At 62.2% G+C, this 18,691-nt stretch carries 19 protein-coding genes; 11 read left to right on the forward strand and 8 right to left on the reverse strand.

Annotation, left to right across the window (positions count from 1 at the left end; all coding sequences use genetic code 11):
- Nucleotides 1-1,317, forward strand: coding sequence for a bifunctional DedA family/phosphatase PAP2 family protein (locus tag B9N88_RS17325; RefSeq protein ID WP_027605231.1), 1,317 nt, complete (start codon nucleotides 1-3; stop codon nucleotides 1,315-1,317).
- On the opposite strand, the gene B9N88_RS17330 is transcribed toward B9N88_RS17325, so the two are convergent.
- The 4 genes from B9N88_RS17330 to B9N88_RS17345 form a co-directional block, all read right to left on the reverse strand.
- Entirely contained in the window at nucleotides 1,311-1,526 is a 216-nt protein-coding gene (locus B9N88_RS17330; RefSeq protein WP_027605230.1) for a hypothetical protein, read from the reverse strand. The genes B9N88_RS17325 and B9N88_RS17330 overlap by 7 nt on opposite strands.
- A 100-nt stretch (nucleotides 1,527-1,626) precedes the next feature.
- The gene (locus B9N88_RS17335) at nucleotides 1,627-2,217 is read right to left on the reverse strand and encodes an LON peptidase substrate-binding domain-containing protein (RefSeq protein WP_027605229.1); all 591 of its coding nucleotides are present in this window, start codon (nucleotides 2,215-2,217) and stop codon (nucleotides 1,627-1,629) included.
- A gap of 21 nt (nucleotides 2,218-2,238) precedes the next feature.
- Nucleotides 2,239-2,955 carry an LrgB family protein gene (locus B9N88_RS17340; RefSeq protein ID WP_027605228.1) on the reverse strand — a complete coding sequence of 239 codons (717 nt, stop codon included), beginning with the start codon at nucleotides 2,953-2,955 and terminating at the stop codon, nucleotides 2,239-2,241.
- Complete coding sequence (locus B9N88_RS17345) at nucleotides 2,952-3,305, reverse strand: CidA/LrgA family protein (protein ID WP_027605227.1); 354 nt, start codon at nucleotides 3,303-3,305, stop codon at nucleotides 2,952-2,954. The genes B9N88_RS17340 and B9N88_RS17345 overlap by 4 nt, the downstream gene beginning before the upstream one ends.
- 165 nt (nucleotides 3,306-3,470) lie before the next feature.
- On the opposite strand from B9N88_RS17345, the gene B9N88_RS17350 reads away from it, so the two are divergent.
- The 3 genes from B9N88_RS17350 (at nucleotide 3,471) to B9N88_RS17360 (ending at nucleotide 6,422) form a co-directional block, all read left to right on the forward strand.
- Nucleotides 3,471-3,926, forward strand: coding sequence for a MaoC family dehydratase (locus B9N88_RS17350; RefSeq protein ID WP_027605226.1), 456 nt, complete (start codon nucleotides 3,471-3,473; stop codon nucleotides 3,924-3,926).
- A gap of 105 nt (nucleotides 3,927-4,031) precedes the next feature.
- Nucleotides 4,032-5,750 (forward strand): C13 family peptidase, encoded by a 1,719-nt coding sequence (locus tag B9N88_RS17355; protein ID WP_027605225.1) that lies wholly within the window; start codon nucleotides 4,032-4,034, stop codon nucleotides 5,748-5,750.
- A gap of 30 nt (nucleotides 5,751-5,780) precedes the next feature.
- The gene (locus tag B9N88_RS17360; protein WP_027605224.1) at nucleotides 5,781-6,422 is read left to right on the forward strand and encodes an oxidoreductase; all 642 of its coding nucleotides are present in this window, start codon (nucleotides 5,781-5,783) and stop codon (nucleotides 6,420-6,422) included.
- A gap of 37 nt (nucleotides 6,423-6,459) precedes the next feature.
- On the opposite strand, the gene B9N88_RS17365 is transcribed toward B9N88_RS17360, so the two are convergent.
- From B9N88_RS17365 to B9N88_RS17380, 4 genes are all read right to left on the reverse strand, one after another.
- Nucleotides 6,460-6,744 carry a YceK/YidQ family lipoprotein gene (locus tag B9N88_RS17365; RefSeq protein ID WP_027605223.1) on the reverse strand — a complete coding sequence of 95 codons (285 nt, stop codon included), beginning with the start codon at nucleotides 6,742-6,744 and terminating at the stop codon, nucleotides 6,460-6,462.
- Nucleotides 6,737-7,366: a flavin prenyltransferase UbiX gene (ubiX, locus tag B9N88_RS17370; RefSeq protein WP_027605222.1), complete on the reverse strand. Its 630-nt coding sequence runs from the start codon at nucleotides 7,364-7,366 to the stop codon at nucleotides 6,737-6,739. Before ubiX ends, B9N88_RS17365 begins: the two co-directional genes overlap by 8 nt.
- Nucleotides 7,363-8,712: a UDP-N-acetylmuramate:L-alanyl-gamma-D-glutamyl-meso-diaminopimelate ligase gene (gene mpl / locus B9N88_RS17375; protein WP_027605221.1), complete on the reverse strand. Its 1,350-nt coding sequence runs from the start codon at nucleotides 8,710-8,712 to the stop codon at nucleotides 7,363-7,365. The genes ubiX and mpl overlap by 4 nt, the downstream gene beginning before the upstream one ends.
- A 73-nt stretch (nucleotides 8,713-8,785) precedes the next feature.
- Nucleotides 8,786-10,681: a sigma-54-dependent Fis family transcriptional regulator gene (locus B9N88_RS17380; RefSeq protein WP_027605220.1), complete on the reverse strand. Its 1,896-nt coding sequence runs from the start codon at nucleotides 10,679-10,681 to the stop codon at nucleotides 8,786-8,788.
- A gap of 272 nt (nucleotides 10,682-10,953) precedes the next feature.
- On the opposite strand from B9N88_RS17380, the gene B9N88_RS17385 reads away from it, so the two are divergent.
- From B9N88_RS17385 to B9N88_RS17415, 7 genes are all read left to right on the forward strand, one after another.
- Nucleotides 10,954-12,474: an acetaldehyde dehydrogenase ExaC gene (locus B9N88_RS17385; protein ID WP_027605219.1), complete on the forward strand. Its 1,521-nt coding sequence runs from the start codon at nucleotides 10,954-10,956 to the stop codon at nucleotides 12,472-12,474.
- A gap of 146 nt (nucleotides 12,475-12,620) precedes the next feature.
- Entirely contained in the window at nucleotides 12,621-14,054 is a 1,434-nt protein-coding gene (gene eat / locus B9N88_RS17390) for an ethanolamine permease (protein ID WP_024077594.1), read from the forward strand.
- A gap of 57 nt (nucleotides 14,055-14,111) precedes the next feature.
- The gene (locus tag B9N88_RS17395; protein ID WP_027605218.1) at nucleotides 14,112-15,506 is read left to right on the forward strand and encodes an ethanolamine ammonia-lyase subunit EutB; all 1,395 of its coding nucleotides are present in this window, start codon (nucleotides 14,112-14,114) and stop codon (nucleotides 15,504-15,506) included.
- Nucleotides 15,503-16,336: an ethanolamine ammonia-lyase subunit EutC gene (eutC, locus tag B9N88_RS17400; protein WP_027605217.1), complete on the forward strand. Its 834-nt coding sequence runs from the start codon at nucleotides 15,503-15,505 to the stop codon at nucleotides 16,334-16,336. The genes B9N88_RS17395 and eutC overlap by 4 nt, the downstream gene beginning before the upstream one ends.
- A gap of 92 nt (nucleotides 16,337-16,428) precedes the next feature.
- Nucleotides 16,429-16,887 carry a GNAT family N-acetyltransferase gene (locus B9N88_RS17405; RefSeq protein WP_027605216.1) on the forward strand — a complete coding sequence of 153 codons (459 nt, stop codon included), beginning with the start codon at nucleotides 16,429-16,431 and terminating at the stop codon, nucleotides 16,885-16,887.
- 301 nt (nucleotides 16,888-17,188) lie between these two features.
- Complete coding sequence (locus B9N88_RS17410; RefSeq protein WP_027605215.1) at nucleotides 17,189-17,845, forward strand: DedA family protein; 657 nt, start codon at nucleotides 17,189-17,191, stop codon at nucleotides 17,843-17,845.
- A 6-nt stretch (nucleotides 17,846-17,851) separates the two neighbouring features.
- Complete coding sequence (locus tag B9N88_RS17415) at nucleotides 17,852-18,667, forward strand: M90 family metallopeptidase (RefSeq protein WP_027605214.1); 816 nt, start codon at nucleotides 17,852-17,854, stop codon at nucleotides 18,665-18,667.
- Nucleotides 18,668-18,691: the final 24 nt, after the last annotated feature.

Below are 18,691 nucleotides of genomic sequence, written 5' to 3' on the forward strand. Positions count from 1 at the left end.
ATGGGCCAATGGCTCGATGGCATTACCGGCTGGCTGACCCTCAACCCGCAATGGCTGGCGGCGGCGGTGTTTATCGTCGCGTGCGTGGAATGCCTGGCCATTGCCGGGCTGATCGTGCCGGGCACGGTACTGCTGTTTGCCATTGCGGCAATGGCTGGCAGCGGCGCCTTGTCCCTGAGTGAAACCCTGCTGCTGGGGTTCCTGGGAGGCTTGTTGGGCGACGGGGTTTCCTACTTCCTCGGCCGACACTTCCATCAGAACATCCGCCGCCTGCCCGGCCTGCGCCACCACCCGGAATGGATGAACGGCGCGGAAACCTACTTTCACAAATACGGCATCGCCAGTCTGCTGGTGGGACGTTTCATCGGGCCATTGCGGCCGATGCTGCCGATGGTGGCCGGGATGTGCGACATGCCGTTCCCGCGTTTCGCCCTGGTCAGCCTGCTGGCGGCAGCCGGTTGGTCGGTCGCCTACCTGCTGCCAGGCTGGGCAACCGGCGCTGCGTTCCGCCTGCCATTGCCGGAAGGGTTCTGGCCTGAGGCGGGGGTTGTTACAGCCTGCCTGGCAGCCATGCTGGGACTGAGCCTGCACACCAGCGTGCGCGGCCATCGTCGCGCGACCTTGTGGATAGGGTGCGCCAGCCTGACATTATTGATCGCTCTGTTTATCGGCTATACCCACCTGGATGACTTTGACCAGGGCCTGAGCGCGCTGGTACAGGAACATCGCAGCCCCTGGCTGGACCAGACCATGGTGATGGTGACCCAATTGGGTGAGTTCAAGAAAATGTTCTTCGCCAGCGCCGTATTCACCGCGCTGCTGCTACTGGCGCGGCAATGGCGTCATGCCGTGTTTGTCGGTGCAACACTGGCCGGGGCGGCGGTGATCAATACCGGGACCAAACTGTTTTTCGCCCGTGGCCGCCCGGAAATCCTCACCGACCCATTGACCAGCTTCAGCATGCCCAGCGGCCACGCCTCCGGTGCGTTTGCGTTTTTCCTGGCGTTGGCAGTGCTGGCCGGTCGCGGACAACCCACGCGCCTGCGCCTGACCTGGATGTTGCTGGGCTGTATTCCTGCGGCCTTCATCGCGCTGTCACGGGTCTACCTTGGCGCCCATTGGCCCACCGACATCCTGGCTGGCACACTGCTGGCAATGACCGTGTGTGCATTCAGCCTCACCGTCTGCCAGTACCGCAGCCCTTTGCCGCCGATGCCGCAGAAGGCCTGGTGGCTGGTATTACCCGCTGTGGTGGCGGTGCTCGGCTTCATTGCCTTTACCGGCACCCCACACGCGCTGCTCAGGTATGCCTACTGACCCTGGGTCGGGCCGAGCCAATGGATTGGCGCGGCGCGGCGTTCAACACAACGCTCACGTCGCTCCAGCATCATCTCATCGGCGATTTCCGCGGCGCGTTCAGCGATGTATTCCGGGCCCCGCTTGGCATCCAGCGGCAGCAGCTGCACGGCAATACTGACAAAAAAAACGTCCCAGGCGGCCTGTTCCGATTCCGCTAGCCGAATCATGTTCACCCCCAATCATTGTTGTGTGATCGGTGACTATTTCAGGCGACGCGCAGGGAACAACGAGGAAACCTCTGAAAACCGCGCAGGACAGATCCGAGGCTCAGGCAAACAACTCACCCTGAAGCTCATCGAGCAGCATCTGGATCGCATCCAGCCGCTGCTGCGGGTCGTCGAGTTGCAGCAGGTCGATCTTGTCGGCCTCAGTGAACGGCAAGAGATAAGCCAGCTGATTGCCCAAGGCTTGCTGGCCATCGGCGTGAGTGTCCATGTCCAGCGACGCGACCATCGGGTGTTCGGCCAGGGCCTGGAGCAAGGCCAGCAGGTCGGCATCCTCTTCTTCCAGCGCCTGGTCCGGCAGTTCTTCCAGCCATTGCACCTCGGCCACCAGCAACTGGTCCTTCTGCACACCGGCGTCTCGCACGCGGAAGCGCCGCCCACCTTCGACGCGAATCCCCAGCAGGCCGTTGTCCTGCTGCTTGAAGTCGCGAATCAACGCTTCGCAGCCGATCAAGGCATAGCCATCCGGAGCCATGCCCACCTCCTTGCCATCGAGGATGCACACCACGCCGAAGCTTTCGCCCTTTTTCATACAGCGGCTGATCATGTCCAGGTAGCGCGCCTCGAACAGTTGCAGGTCGAGGATGCAGCCAGGGAACAGCACGGTATTGAGGGGGAACAGCGCCAGACTCATAAAGGCTTCCTTAAACCCGGTTTAAACAATCACTGACACGGCCAGCGGCAGGAACACCGCTGTGGCTACGCCCATCAGACTCATGGCCAGCGCCGCAAAGGCGCCACACTCTTCGCTTTCCTGCAGGGCCACCGAGGTGCCGACAGCGTGTGCGGTCATGCCCAGCGCCATGCCGCGCGCCTCGGGGCTGTGCACCCCAAGACGCGAGAGTAACGCCGGGCCAACCATCGCGCCCACCACCCCGGTAATCAGCACAAACACCGCCGCCAAGGCTGCCACACCGCCGATCTGTTCGGCCACCAGCATGGCAATCGGCGAGGTCACCGACTTCGGCGCCATGGTCATCAACATCCTGTGTTCGGCGCCGAACCACCAGCCCAGCAGTACGCACAGGCCGGTGGCCAACACGCCGCCTATCACCAGCGTAGTAAAAATCGGCCAGAACAATTGCCGAATCCGCCGCAGGTTCAGATAGAGCGGCACCGCCAGGGCCACCGTCGCCGGGCCCAGCAGGATCCCCATGATCTCCGTGCTCTTGCGGTACTCGGCGTAGCTCAGGCCGCACGTGAGCAACACGCCGATCACCAGCAGCATGGAGACCAGCACCGGTTGCAGGAAAATCCAGCGGGTTTTCTCGAAACCCGCCAGCACCAGCTGATAGGCGCCCAGGGTGATCCCGATACCGAACAGCGGGTGATGAATCACCGCCGTCCATGCGCCGTGCCAGTCGAAGATCATTGATCCTGCTCCTTGCGCTTGACCATGCGTTCCATCAACAGCCCGACAAAGCCCATGGCGATCACCAGCGACAACACCAGTGCACCGACGATGGCCCAGAAATCGGCGGCAATATCCCTGGCATACACCATCACCCCCACCGCCGGCGGCACCAGCAGCAACGGCAAATAGCGCAACAGGCTGCTGGCCGCCAGGCTCAGGGGCTCGCCGACTTCGCCACGCCACACCAGGTAACCGAGCATCAACAGCAGGCCGATGATCGGCCCCGGCAGTACCGGCACCAGCAAATGATTGATCGCCGTGCCGATCAATTGAAACAGCACCAGCCATGTCAGACCGCGTAACAGCATCCGTCCTCTCCCCCCTCAAGACCCGCCCGCATTATAAGCATGCCCGTCCTATGCTCCGGCATTCGCCAAAAGCATGGTGGGTTGACCGGGCTGGTTGGCCATGATGATCTACATTGGTTCTCTGTACCCCATAACAACAGCACCGATGAACCAAGGAGAGACGCAATGCCCTATGTACCCGTAGCGCAGCTCAAAGATTATGTCGGCAAGGAACTGGGACGTTCCGAATGGCTCACCATCGACCAGGCACGTATCAACCTGTTCGCCGAGGCCACTGGCGATCATCAGTTCATCCACGTCGATCCGGTCAAGGCCGCACAAACCCCGTTCGGCAGCACCATTGCCCACGGCTTCCTGTCGCTGTCGCTGATGCCCAAGCTGATGGAAGATATCCTGATCGTGCCCGAAGGACTGAAGATGGCCGTCAACTATGGCCTGGACAGCGTGCGCTTTATCCAGCCGGTGAAAGTCAATTCCAAGGTGCGTCTGAACGTGACCCTCACCGACGTCACCGAGAAAAAGCCCGGCCAATGGCTGCTCAAGGCCACCGCCACCCTGGAAATCGATGGCCAGGAAAAACCCGCTTACGTCGCCGAGTCGTTGTCGCTCTACTTCGTGTAAGCCCATCCCTGTGGCGAGCCACTGAAACTCGCCACAGGGTATGTAAATTTATGTATGAATCTCGCAGCTGCGGCATACTCGGCGCTCAATTATCCGGATCCCGCTATGCGCCCACTCGCTCCCCTTGCCCTTGCCCTGTTGCTCACCGCTTGCGGAGACGGCGAATCGCTGTTGCCGCCCGATGCGCGCCTGCCCGATGGCGGTCGTTACCGGGGCGATGTGGTCAATGGTCTGCTGCAAGGCCAGGGCCGCGTGGATTATCCCAACGGCAGCTGGTACGCCGGGCAGTTCGACAAAGGCCAGTGGCACGGCCAGGGCGAATGGCATGGCAGCAACGGCGAAGTCTATAAAGGCCAGTTCCAGCAAGGTCTGTTCGATGGCCAGGGCAGCCTGACCACGGCCGGCAGCCACTATGTGGGCGGGTTCAAGAACGGTCGGCGCAACGGCGAAGGCACCCTCAAAGAAGGGCAGATGACCTATCGCGGCGAATTCAAGGACGACCAGTATTCCGGCCTCGGCCGCCTGGAACTGGCGGATGGCAGCCAGTATCAGGGCCAGTTCGCCCACGGCAAGCCGAACGGTGAAGGCCAGCGCAATGACGACAGCGGCAACCAATTCAGCGGCCACTTCGTCGACGGCCAGCTGGAGGGCAACGGTACATTCAACAGCGCCGACGGCGACATCTATGTCGGCCAGTTCAAGCAGAACCAGCTCAACGGCAAGGGCCGTTATGAAAACGCCGATGGCGACGTGTGGATCGGCCAGTTCAAGGAAGGCGCACTCAGCGGCAAGGGCGAGTTGATCGGCGTCGACGGCAGCCACTACGTCGGCCAGTTCAGCGACTGGCGCTTTACCGGCGAAGGCCGCCTGAACCTGACCGACGGCAGCTTCTATATCGGCGGCTTCGACAGCGACAACTATCAAGGTCGCGGCACCCTGGTACTCACCGACGGCACGGTGCAGGCCGGTACCTGGGTCAACGGCATGCGCGTGCGTGATGCCGACGGCAAGCTGTTGCCCGACCCGCTGGAAATCGGCGTACTGGCCCAGGGCCGCCTGCTGGACACCGCCCTCGCCGCCGTGCCCGCCTCCACCTCGGCCGTGGAGCTGTACACCCTGGCCGTGGCCGGCGACGGTAAACAAAGCGTGTTCCTGCGCGAAGCCGATTACGTCAGCAATATGCTCGCCACCCGCTTCGGCGCCCGTGGGCAGATCCGCCTGGTCAACCACCGCGACCATATCGCCGACCGGCCACTGGCCACCCGCGAAAGCCTGCGCCGGGCCGTGCAGACCCTGGCCGAGCGCACCGGGCCGGAAGACCTGGTGTTTATCTACATGACCAGCCACGGCACCCACGAACACGAACTGGTGCTGGACCAACCGCGCATGGAACTGGCCGACCTGCCCGCCGATGAACTGGCCGCCGTGCTCGCGCCGCTGAAAAACCGCGACAAGATCGTGGTGATTTCAGCCTGCTACTCCGGCGGCTTCATCCCGGCGCTCAAAGACGAACGCACCCTGATCATGACCGCCTCGCGCGCCGACCGCGTGTCCTTCGGCTGTTCTGAAGAGGCCGACTTCACCTACTTCGGCGACGCCCTCTTCGCCCAAGCCTTCAACCAGACCGACGATCTGCAGCAAGCCTTCAAGCTGGCGCAGCTGCATGTGAGCGAACGCGAACAGGCAGACAACTTCGAAGCGTCCGAACCGCAGATCTGGGCCCCCAAAGGCGTGATCGCCCATTGGCAATTATTACGCAAGCAGCAGGCACGAAAGGCGCTGGAAAGCGTCTCAATGAATAGCAAGGAAGCCAAAGGCAACTAAGCTGTAACGTGTAACAAGGGGGGAAACACCATGTACCTGACACCTCAGCATATCCTGCTCGCTGGCGCCTCTGGCCTGACCGGCGAACACCTGCTCGACCGCCTGCTCAACGAACCCACCGTGACCCGCGTGCTGGCGCCCAGCCGCAAGCCACTGGCCGAGCATCCGCACCTGGAAAACCCGGTGGGCGACCCGGCGGTGTTCCTGCCGCAACTGAGCGGCCAGGTGGATATTGCCTTCTGCTGCCTGGGTACCACCATCAAGAAAGCCGGTTCGGAAGAAGCTTTTCGTGCCGTCGACCTGGATATGGTCGTAGCCTTTGCCAAGCGCGCGCGGGAGATGGGCGCGCGACACCTGATCGTGATCAGTGCGATTGGCGCCGATCCGAAATCCTCGGTGTTCTACAACCGGGTCAAAGGGGAAATGGAACAGGCACTCAAGGCTCAGGACTGGCCGCAACTGACCATCGTGCGGCCTTCGTTGCTGCTGGGGGAACGGCTGGAGCCCCGCTTGGCCGAGCAACTGGCCGGGCCGCTGTCACGGTTGATTCCGGGGAAATACCACGGCATTGAAGTCTGCGAACTGGCCCGGGCCATGTGGCGCCTGGCGCTGGAAGAGCAGGACGGGGTGCGGGTGGTGGAGTCGGACGAACTGCGCAAGCTCGGTAAGTAAGGCGTCCCACATTAGTTCTGTGGTGCCCAGGTCAGCGCTAGAGCCCGCCCGTGGCGTTAAATCCCACACCGAGCACCGTCAACACTGACAGCGGCAATAAAAGCGTGTCGAGCAACGCGCTGGCCGGCAGGTCGACGCCGGGATAGCTGGGCGCCTCGGCACCGAACCGGTCCTTGGCGCAGCAACCTCCGTTCATTGCATACAAATCCAATCGCGTGCCGGCATACACCACCGGCGCGCCGGGCTGCGCGGCGTCCAGGGTACGCGCGGTGGCGCAGCCGGCCAATTGCAGCGCCAGTATCACCAACAGCGCCTTATTCATCGCTGCTCAAATGGTGTTCGCCCCAACGCGGCAGCATGTCCTGGGGGATATTCAACAGGTTGAGAATGCGCGCCACCACGAAATCCACCAGGTCATCGATGGTCTGCGGCTGGTGATAGAAGCCGGGCGACGCCGGCAGGATGGTCACCCCCAGGTTCGACAGCTTGAGCATGTGCTCCAGATGAATGCTCGAGTACGGCGCCTCACGCGGCACCAGGATCAACTGGCGGCGCTCCTTCAACGTCACGTCGGCGGCGCGTTCGATCAGGTTGTTGCAAGCGCCGGTGGCAATCGCCGATAGCGTACCGGTGGAGCACGGCACCACGACCATTGCCGCCGGCGCACCGGAGCCCGAAGCCACCGGCGACATCCAGTCTTCCTTGCCGTAGACCTTGATCTGCCCCGCCGCCGCACCGGTGTACTCGGTAAGGAAGGCTTGCATCATCTGCACCTTGGCTGGCAGCGCGACATCAGTCTCGGTGGCCATCACCAACTGCGCGGCCTTGGAGATCAGAAAGTGCACTTCACGGTCTTCGCGCACCAGGCAATCGAGCAGGCGCAAGCCATAGGGTGCGCCGGATGCGCCGGTCATCGCCAGGGTAACGCGCTCCGGGCCACTCATTTCAGGGCCTCGGCCAGTTTGCCGTGCAAGCCGCCGAAGCCGCCGTTGCTCATCACCACCACATGGGTGCCAGGCTTGGCCTGGTGCTTGACGAACGCAATGATGCCCTCGATGGAGTCACAGACTTTCGACGGCACCGTGCACTGCGCCGCAATCGCCGGCAGGTCCCAGCCCAGGTTGGCCGGGGCATACCACACCACCTGGTCGGCATCGTTAACGCTTTCCGGCAGGCCGTCGCGGTGTGCGCCGAGCTTCATGGAGTTTGAACGCGGCTCGACAATCGCAATGATCGGGGCATCGCCAACACGTTTGCGCAGGCCGTCGAGGGTGGTAGCAATGGCCGTTGGGTGGTGGGCAAAGTCGTCGTAGATGGTAATCCCATTCACGTCGGCGACCTTTTCCATACGGCGCTTCACGCTCTTGAATGCGCTCAACGCAGCAATGCCCATGGACGGCACCACGCCCACATGCCGCGCGGCCGCCAGGGTCACAAGGGCATTGGCGACGTTGTGCTGGCCAGTCATGTCCCACTCGACGATGCCTTGGGCCTCGCCTTCAAACAGCACTTCAAACCGGGAACCGTCTTCACTGAGCAACTTGACCTGCCACTGCCCGCCGGCGCCGGTGGTTTGCACCGGGGTCCAGCAGCCCATCTCGATCACGCGCCGCAGGGCCGGCTCGGTGGTCGGGTGGATAACCAGGCCTTCACTCGGAATGGTACGCACCAAATGGTGGAACTGCCGCTCGATGGCCGCCAGGTCGGGGAAGATGTCGGCGTGATCGAACTCAAGGTTGTTGAGGATCGCGGTGCGCGGACGGTAGTGGACGAACTTGGAACGCTTGTCGAAGAACGCACTGTCGTACTCGTCGGCTTCGATCACGAAGAACGGCGTATCACCCAGGCGCGCCGACACCGAGAAGTTCTGCGGCACGCCGCCGATCAGGAAGCCCGGGCTCATGCCCGCGTGTTCCAGCACCCAGGCGAGCATGCTGCTGGTGGTGGTCTTGCCGTGGGTGCCGGCAACGGCCAATACCCAGCGACCTTGCAGCACATGGTCGGCCAGCCACTGTGGGCCGGACACGTAAGGCAAGCCTTTGTTGAGGACGTATTCGACAGCCGGATTGCCCCGGGACATGGCATTGCCGATCACCACCAGGTCCGGCACCGGGTCGAATTGCGCCGGGTCGTAACCCTGGGTCAGCTCAATGCCCTGGGCCTCGAGTTGCGTGCTCATGGGTGGGTAAACATTGGCATCGGAGCCCGTTACGTGATGGCCCAGTTCTTTGGCCAGAACCGCCATCGAACCCATGAAGGTGCCGCAGATACCAAGAATATGAATGTGCATAGTCGACCTCGTAAACATCGAGGCAGGTTAGCGCAGGGGGGCGAAAATCGCACTCTTTAGCTGTAGGACCGATCTATGGCACAGCCCGTGCAATACCGTGCCGGCGCAGCTTTCTATACAGCGTGTTACGGCTGACACCCAGCTGCTCCGCCGTGTGGGTCATGTGCCAGCGCTGTTGCTCCAGGGCCGTGAGCAGGGCGAGTCGCTCGGCGTCGCCCAGGGGCGAGTCGGCAAGCCTGGCCTCGGCCACTGCTTGCGGCCGTGCCTGGCGAATCAACGCGGGCAAATCCTCAAGGCCGACCCGCCCGTCGTCGCACAGCGCCGCCAGCGTACGCAACACCGTGCGCAGTTGCCGGACGTTGCCGGGCCAGGGGTAGGTCAGCAGCGCCGAGCGCGCCGCCGGGTCGAGTTGTAGACTCTGCCCGCCCGCCTCCTGCGCCAGCAGGAAATCCAGCAACTGAGGCTTATCGCTGCGTTCACGCAACGCTGGCAAACCGACTTCCAGGCCATTGAGGCGGTAATACAGGTCTTCCCGAAAACTTCCGTCCTGCACGCGCTCCAGCAAATTTCGGTGAGTCGCGCTGATAATTCTGACATCAACCGCCTGGGGCTCACCGCCGATGGGCACCACCATGCGGTCCTCCAGCACCCTTAACAGGCGCGTCTGCAGCGCCAACGGCATATCGCCGATTTCATCGAGGAACAGCGTGCCGCCGTCGGCCTGTTGCAACTTGCCCTGCATGCCGTCCTTGCGCGCGCCGGTAAAGCTGCCGCCGCGATAGCCGAACAGTTCGCTTTCGATCAGGCTTTCCGGGATGGCGGCGCAGTTGAGGGCAACGAACGCCTTGTCGGCACGCTGGCTGGCGTGATGCACCGCCTTGGCGAAGGCCTCTTTGCCGGAGCCGGTTTCGCCGTTGATCAACAAGGGCACATCGCGCTCGAATACCCGCAGCGCTTTGCGGAAGTCACTCTGCAGCGCCGGGTCGCCGAGGCAGATACCGGCCAGGCGCACGGGCTCAGGCTTGGCGATGGGCGCAGGCACACTGCGCGATTGACCACGCAAGGCCGCGAACAAGTGCCGGCCATCCCGCGTGCGCAATGGCCAACTGGCGGTGGCATTGGCACTGGCGCGACCGAGCAGTTGGTCCAGGGAACACTCGAACAACGCCTCCACCGGTTGCCCCAGCAACCCGCCACGCACCTGCCCCAGCAGGTTGAGTGCGCTCTGGTTGACGGCACAAATCCGCCCTTCGCCGTCAAACGCCAACAACCCTTCGCTGAACAGGCCCACCGACTCGGCCTGCAGGTGAAAGCGCAGCAGCCAATGGTTTTCGAAGTGACGCAGGAAGTAGCAACTCTCGATCATCTTCGCCGACAGGTTGACCAGCGCCATGGTGTGGAACTGGCTCTGGCGCGACACCTCCTCCCGGGCCGACGACACGTCCAGCACCGCCAAGAGGTTGCCGTGGGGGTCGAACACCGGGCTCGCCGAACAGGTCAGCCCGGTGTGGCGCCCACGAAAATGTTCATCGCGATGAATGGTCAACGACTGGCGTTCCACCAGGCAGGTGCCGATGCCGTTGGTGCCCTCGCACGCTTCGCTCCAATCGGCACCGAGCCACAGCCCGGCGCGTTCGAAAATCTTGCGCTCGGACGGCGCTGTGACACAGTTGAGGATCACCCCACGGGCATCGGTCAGCAGCACCGCATGGCCAGCGCCCGACAGCTGCTGGTGCAGGCTGTTCATCTCGCTGCCGGCGATATGCAGCACCTGTTGCAGGCGTTCGCGGCTTTCCAGCAGGCGGCCGTGCTCAAGCACCGTAGGGGCGATGGTCTGGGCAGGATCGAGGTGGTAGTCCTCCAGGCAGCGCAGCCAGGAGCGGGCGATGGACGGGTCGCTCGACGGGTCGCGCCCACGGGCCACAGTGAGGACTTGCTGGGCATGGCGACTGAAATGATCGTTGTGCATGTTCTTATTATTCTCCCTGCGTGAGAACCACCAGCATCCCCCAGGCACCCAGCCAATGCAATCCCGGACCGACCCGTCGGTCACGGCCTGTACCGTTTATGGCACAAACTGTCACAGCGCCTGTGCCAGCCGTGTCACAGCAACGCCTTGCAACAAACCCCAAGCCCTTGATTTTCCTGGCCTGCAAAGCAGTGGCCCAACCTTTGCTCTACGCTTTATCAAGCGCTTGCGCGCTGCACTCCAATAAACATAAAAGCCAGGAGATACCCACCATGCGTTACGCACACCCCGGTACTGAAGGCGCGATCGTTTCGTTCAAGGCCAAGTACGGCAACTACATTGGTGGCGAATTCGTTGCCCCGGTCGATGGCAACTATTTCACCAACACCTCGCCGGTCAACGGCAAGCCTATCGCCGAATTCCCGCGCTCCACTGCCAAAGACATCGACAAGGCGCTGGACGCCGCCCACGCTGCCGCTGACGCCTGGGGCAAGACCTCGGCCCAGGACCGCTCGCTGGTACTGCTGAAAATCGCCGACCGCATCGAACAGAACCTCGAACTGCTGGCCATCACCGAAACCTGGGACAACGGCAAGGCCGTGCGTGAAACCCTCAACGCCGACATCCCGCTGGCCGCCGACCACTTCCGCTACTTCGCCGGTTGCATCCGCGCCCAGGAAGGCACCAGCGCCGAGATCAACGAACACACCGCGTCCTATCACTTCCACGAGCCGCTGGGCGTGGTCGGCCAGATCATCCCGTGGAACTTCCCGCTGCTGATGGCCGCGTGGAAACTCGCCCCGGCCCTGGCCGCCGGCAACTGTGTGGTGCTCAAGCCTGCCGAGCAAACACCGCTGGGCATCAACGTGCTGCTGGAAGTCATCGGCGACCTGCTGCCACCGGGCGTGCTGAACGTGGTGCACGGCTTCGGCAAGGAAGCCGGCGAAGCCCTGGCCACCAGCAAGCGTATCGCCAAGATCGCCTTCACCGGCTCCACCCCGGTGGGCTCGCACATCATGCATGCGGCGGCCGAGAACATCATTCCGTCCACCGTCGAGCTGGGCGGCAAGTCGCCGAACATCTTCTTCGCCGACATCATGAAAGCCGAACCGTCGTTCATCGAGAAAGCCGCCGAAGGCCTGGTGCTGGCGTTCTTCAACCAGGGCGAAGTGTGCACCTGCCCATCCCGCGCGCTGGTGGAAGAGTCGATCTACGACGATTTCATGAAAGTAGTGATGAAGAAAGTCGAGCAGATCAAGCGCGGCGACCCGCTGGACACCGACACCATGGTCGGCGCCCAGGCGTCCGAGCAGCAGTTCGACAAGATCCTGTCCTACCTGGAAATCGCCAAGGGCGAAGGCGCGCAATTGCTCACCGGCGGCAAGGTCGAGCAACTCACCGGCGATATGGCCGGCGGCTATTACATCCAGCCGACCCTGCTCAAGGGCACCAATGAAATGCGCGTGTTCCAGGAAGAAATCTTCGGCCCGGTGGTGAGCATCACCACCTTCAAGGACGAAGCCGAAGCCCTGGCGATTGCCAACGACACCGAGTTCGGCCTGGGCGCCGGTGTGTGGACCCGCGACATCAACCGCGCCTACCGCATGGGCCGCGCGATCAAGGCGGGCCGCGTGTGGACCAACTGCTACCACCTGTACCCGGCGCATGCCGCGTTTGGCGGTTACAAGAAGTCCGGCGTGGGCCGTGAGACGCACAAGATGATGTTGGATCATTACCAGCAGACCAAGAACCTGCTGGTGAGTTACGACATTAATCCGCTGGGCTTCTTCTAACTACCCCCTCCTCCCACAGTTGAAATGCACTCAAATGTGGGAGGGGCTTGCCCTCTCCCACACTTAGCTCTCCACAAGTACTTGCCAATTGCATTCGGCACACAGAGGCCGAGTTAAAAAACAATAACAATGAAAGGTACTTTCCCATGCCTAGCGAACCGACTGGATCTTCTGTCGACTTCGAAAAAGTCGACTCCCAATACTTCCAACAACGCGAACTGAAAAAAGGCGCCGCCGGCTGGGTGCTGCTGGTTGGCCTTGGCGTTGCCTACGTCATCTCCGGCGACTACGCCGGTTGGAACTTCGGCCTGGCCCAGGGTGGCTGGGGCGGGATGTTCCTCGCCACATTGCTGATGGCCACCATGTACCTGTGCATGTGCTTTTCCCTGGCCGAACTGTCTTCCATGATCCCCACCGCCGGCGGTGGCTACGGTTTTGCCCGCAGTGCCTTCGGGCCCTGGGGCGGGTTCCTCACCGGCACCGCCATTCTGATCGAATACGCCATCGCCCCCGCCGCCATCGCGGTGTTTATCGGTGCCTATTGCGAGTCGCTGTTCGGCATCGGCGGCTGGATGATCTACCTGGCGTTCTACATCATCTTTATCGGCATCCATATCTTTGGCGTCGGCGAAGCCTTGAAGCTGATGTTCGTGATCACCGCCATTGCCGCGATTGCGCTGGGCGTGTTCCTGGTGTCGATGGTGCCGCACTTCAATGTCGCCAACCTGCTGGATATTCCGGTGACCGAGGCCAAGGGCGCCAGCACCTTCCTGCCATTCGGCTATGTTGGCGTGTGGGCGGCGATCCCTTATGCGATCTGGTTTTTCCTTGCCGTAGAGGGCGTGCCCCTGGCCGCCGAAGAAACCAAGAACCCCAAGCGCGACCTGCCCCGAGGCCTGATCGGCGCCATTGTGGTGCTGACCAGCTTTGCCCTGTTGATCCTGGTGATCGCACCGGGCGGCGCGGGCACCTACGCGCTGGTCAAATCCGGTAACCCGCTGGTGGAAGCGCTGGCGCTGTCCTATGGCGGTTCGACCTGGATGGGCAGTTTCGTCAACCTGGTCGGCCTGGCCGGCTTGATCGCGAGCTTTTTCTCGATTATCTACGCCTATTCGCGGCAGATCTTCGCCTTGTCCCGTGCCGGCTACCTGCCGCGCAAACTGTCCCAGACCAACAAGAGCAAGGCACCGGTACTGGCCCTGGTGATCCCCGGCATTATCGGTTTCGGCCTGTCGCTGACCGGCCAAGGGGATTTGTTGATTCTTGTGGCCGTGTTTGGCGCGACCATTTCCTACGTGCTGATGATGGCCGCGCACATCACCCTGCGCATCCGTCGCCCCAAAATGGACCGGCCTTATCGCACGCCAGGTGGCATCTTCACCTCCGGTGTCGCCCTGGTACTGGCCTGCGTGGCCGTCGTTGCGGGCTTTCTGGTGGATCCACGGGTGGTGATTGGCGCCGCGATCATCTATGGAGTATTAATTGCTTACTTTGCTTTCTACAGTCGGCATCACTTGGTAGCAGGCACGCCCGAAGAAGAATTCGCCGCGATCCAGGCCGCAGAGGCCGCCTTGCACTAACTGCCGTAAACCTCGACGCGGGTTCCTCTCCTGCCCGCGTCGTCAAGGAGACACTGTATGGCAAGCTTTTCCCACGCGGTCGGTGCACAAACCTACCGCTTCGACAGCCTCAAGGACGTGATGGCCAAGGCCAGTCCCGCCCGCTCCGGGGACTTCCTCGCCGGCGTTGCCGCGCAGAACGACGGTGAGCGGGTGGCGGCACAAATGGCCTTGGCCAATATTCCGCTCAAGCACTTCCTCGAAGAAGCGCTGATCCCCTATGAAAGCGATGAAGTCACGCGGCTGATCATCGACACCCACGACAAGCAGGCTTTCGCCGTGGTCAGCCACCTGACCGTCGGCGGCCTGCGCGACTGGCTGCTCAGCGACGCTGCAGATGAACAATCCCTACGCGCATTGGCGCCGGGGCTGACACCGGAAATGGCAGCGGCGGTGTCGAAGATCATGCGCGTGCAGGACCTGGTCCTGGTGGCGCAGAAGATCCGGGTGGTCACCCGGTTTCGCGGCACCCTGGGCCTGCGCGGACGCCTGTCGACCCGCCTGCAACCCAACCACCCGACCGACGAGCCGGCGGGTATCGCTGCGAGCATTCTCGACGGCCTGCTCTACGGTAACGGCGACGCCATGATCGGCATCAACCCGGCCACCGACAGCATCGCCTCGATCTGCGCCATGCTGGAGATGCTCGACGCAATCATCCAGCGCTACGAAATCCCCACCCAGGCCTGTGTACTGACCCACGTCACCACGTCCATCGAAGCCATCAACCGCGGCGTGCCGCTGGACCTGGTGTTCCAGTCGATTGCCGGCACCGAGGCGGCCAACGCCAGTTTCGGCATCAGCCTGAGCGTACTGCAGGAAGGTTACGAGGCGGGTTTGAGCCTGAACCGGGGCACCTTGGGCCAGAACCTGATGTATTTCGAAACCGGCCAGGGCAGTGCCTTGTCGGCCAACGCGCATTTTGGCGTCGACCAGCAAACCTGCGAAACCCGCGCCTATGCGGTGGCCCGGCATTTCAAGCCGTTTCTGGTCAACACCGTGGTCGGTTTTATCGGCCCCGAGTACCTGTACAACGGCAAGCAGATCATCCGCGCCGGCCTTGAAGACCACTTCTGCGGCAAGCTGCTGGGCGTGCCCATGGGCTGCGACATCTGCTACACCAACCACGCCGAAGCCGACCAGGACGACATGGACACCCTGCTGACCCTGCTGGGTGTCGCAGGGATCAACTTCATCATGGGCATCCCCGGCTCCGACGACATCATGCTCAACTACCAGACCACCTCGTTCCACGACGCCTTGTACGCTCGCCAGACATTGGGTTTAAAGCCGGCGCCGGAGTTTGAACAGTGGCTGGCCAAAATGGGCATCTTTACGCAAGCCGACGGCAAGGTGCGCTTCGGCAACAGCCTGCCACCGGCGTTTCGCCACGCCCTGGCGCAACTGGGATGAAGGAGCCGCCTGTGCAACTCGACCTGCCTGAAAACCCGTGGCTGGAACTGCGCCGCCTGACCCCGGCGCGAATTGCCCTGGGCCGCACCGGCACCAGCATTCCCACCAACGCCCAACTTGATTTCCAATTTGCCCACGCCCAGGCACGGGACGCGGTGCACCTGCCCTTCGACCACGGCGGCCTGAGCAGTCAGTTGGCCGAGCGTGGGCGCGATAGCCTGTTGCTGCACAGCGCGGCAACCGACCGGCACAGCTATCTGCAACGTCCGGATCTGGGGCGGCGTTTGAGTGACGAATCGGCCCAAAGCCTGCGGGATTACGCGGCTGCGCATCCGGGCGGCATGGACCTGGCGGTCGTGGTGGCGGACGGTCTGTCGGCGCTGGCAGTGCATAAACATACGTTGCCGTTTCTGACGCGCATGGAAGAACAGACCCACGCCGAAGGGTGGTCCTTGTCGCCGGTGATCCTGGTGGAACAGGGCCGCGTGGCGGTCGCGGATGAAATCGGGCAACTGCTCGGCGCCAAGATGGTGGTGATCCTCATCGGTGAACGGCCGGGGCTCAGTTCGCCGGACAGTTTGGGGCTGTACTTCACCTACAACCCCAAGGTCGGCCTCACCGATGCCTATCGCAACTGCATCTCCAATGTACGTTTGGAAGGCCTGAGCTATGGCATGGCGGCCCATCGCCTGCTGTACTTGATGCGAGAGGCGTGTCGCCGGCAGCTGTCGGGGGTCAACCTGAAGGACGAGGCGCAGGTTCAGACCCTTGAATCCGACAACCCGGACCTGATGAAGGGCAATTTCCTGCTCAGCCCACCCACCGACTGATCCCGGCACGATTGCGCTTTTTCGCGCCTTTAGGCAGCATCAAGTCACGGCCGCTCGTGTGGTCATACCCCATTTGGAAGTTGAGGCCTGGCATGCGGATTACTCAAGCGACCCTGGAACACCTGGACCTGTTGACCCCGTTGTTTGTCAAGTACCGCGAGTTCTACGGGGCCCTGCCCTTTCCGGATTCGTCACGGGCCTTCCTGGAAAAGCGCCTGCGCCGCAAGGAGTCGGTGATCTACCTGGCCCTCGCCGATGACGACGACAAACGCGTGCTCGGGTTTTGCCAGCTTTACCCGAGCTTTTCCTCGCTGTCGCTTAAACGCGTGTGGATCCTCAACGACATCTATGTGGCCGAAGACGCGCGCCGGCAACTGGTGGCGGATAACCTGATGCGCACGGCGAAGAAGATGGCCAAGGAAACCCACGCGGTGCGGCTGCGGGTATCGACCAGCAGTGATAACCAGGTGGCGCAGAAGACGTACGAGTCCATCGGGTTTCGTGAAGACACCGAGTTCAAGAACTATACCTTGCCGATCAGCGAAGACTGACGCCCTGACACCATGGACACCTTGTGGGAGGGGGCTTGCCCCCGATAGCGGTTTGTCAGTCAGACTATTTATAACTGACACACCGCTTTCGCGAGCAAGCCCGCTCCCACATTGAATTTCTGGCGATCTTCAGACCTCACGCCGCGACATCCCCCGCTACAAAACCAACAGGCTTTTCACCTCTCAATCCGTATAATGCGGACCTTTCAGGGTTGTAAGAAACACTACATACACGTGTAGCCTTATTACCCGAGCTTCCGCACAGGCCTGCCGAGTCGGGCCGTTCACACAGGTGCCATCCATGGATTTCAACCCGCTCGACCTTATCCTGCATCTCGACGTGTACCTCGACATGCTGGTAACCAACTACGGTCCGTGGATATACGCCATTCTGTTCCTGGTCATCTTTTGCGAAACCGGCCTGGTGGTCATGCCGTTCCTGCCGGGTGATTCGCTGCTGTTTATCGCCGGTGCGGTCGCTGCAGGCGGCGGCATGGACCCGGTATTGCTGGGCGGGCTGCTGATGCTGGCGGCAATCCTCGGCGACAGTACCAATTACGTGATCGGGCGAACGGCGGGCGAACGCCTGTTCAGCAACCCGAACTCGAAAATCTTCCGCCGCGACTACCTGCAAAAAACCCACGACTTCTACGACAGGCACGGCGGCAAGACCGTGACCCTGGCGCGCTTCCTGCCGATCCTGCGCACCTTTGCGCCGTTCGTTGCCGGCATCGCGAAAATGCCCTATGCACGCTTCTTCGGTTTCAGCGTGCTGGGCACCATCCTCTGGGTCGGCGGCCTGGTGACCCTGGGCTACTTCTTCGGCAACGTGCCATTTATCAAGAAAAACCTCTCGCTGCTGGTGGTGTTCATCATCCTGCTGTCGCTGGTGCCGATGATCATTGGCGTGTTCCGCAGCCGCTTTGGTCGCACGTCTTCAGAAGCCAAGTCGCAGTAACCCGCCATGTGGTCCCTCAGTGCCTGGCGGCGCCGGCGCCTGCTGGCCAAGCACCCGATTGCCGATGACACCTGGCAGCGGGTGCGCGACCACCTGACCTTCCTCGACGGCATCAGTGCCGAGCAGGACCAGTGGCTGCGCGAAGCCTGCGTGGTGTTCCTCGCCGAAAAACACCTCACCGCACTGCCCGGCGTCGAGCTGCACCAGGAACAACGCCTGCTGCTCGCCGCCCAGGCGCAATTGCCGTTGATGAACCTGGGCGACCTCGACTGGTACCAGGGTTTCCATGAAATCGTGCTGTACCCCGACGACTTCCTCAGCCCTCAGCGCCATCGCGACAGCAGCGGCATCGAACACGAGTGGGACGGCGAACACAGCGGCGAAGCCTGGCAGCAAGGCCCGGTGATCCTTGCCTGGCCCGGCGTACTGGCCAGCGGTCAGTGGGAAGGCTACAACCTGGTGATCCACGAACTGGCCCACAAGCTGGACATGCTCAACGGCGACGCCAACGGCCTGCCGCCGCTGCACCACGACATGCGCGTGCGGGAGTGGGCCAGCGTGATGCAGGGTGCTTATGACGACCTCAATCGCCAGCTGGACGCCAACCCCGATGCAGAGACGGAGATAGACCCCTACGCGGCGGAAAACCCGGCGGAGTTCTTTGCGGTCACCAGCGAATATTTTTTCAGCGCCCCGGATTTACTCGTCAACAGTTATCCACAGGTGTACGCCCAACTCAGCCGCTTTTACCGCCAGGATCCCTTGGCCCGCCTGACCCGACTGCAAGCGCACGACCCGCGTTATCAGCCACAAGGCGAATGACCGTACGACGTCTGGCGCATGGCA

Origin of the sequence: Pseudomonas sp. LAMO17WK12:I1 (genome assembly GCF_900177315.1) — a bacterium.
Lineage (GTDB): Bacteria > Pseudomonadota > Gammaproteobacteria > Pseudomonadales > Pseudomonadaceae > Aquipseudomonas > Aquipseudomonas marginalis.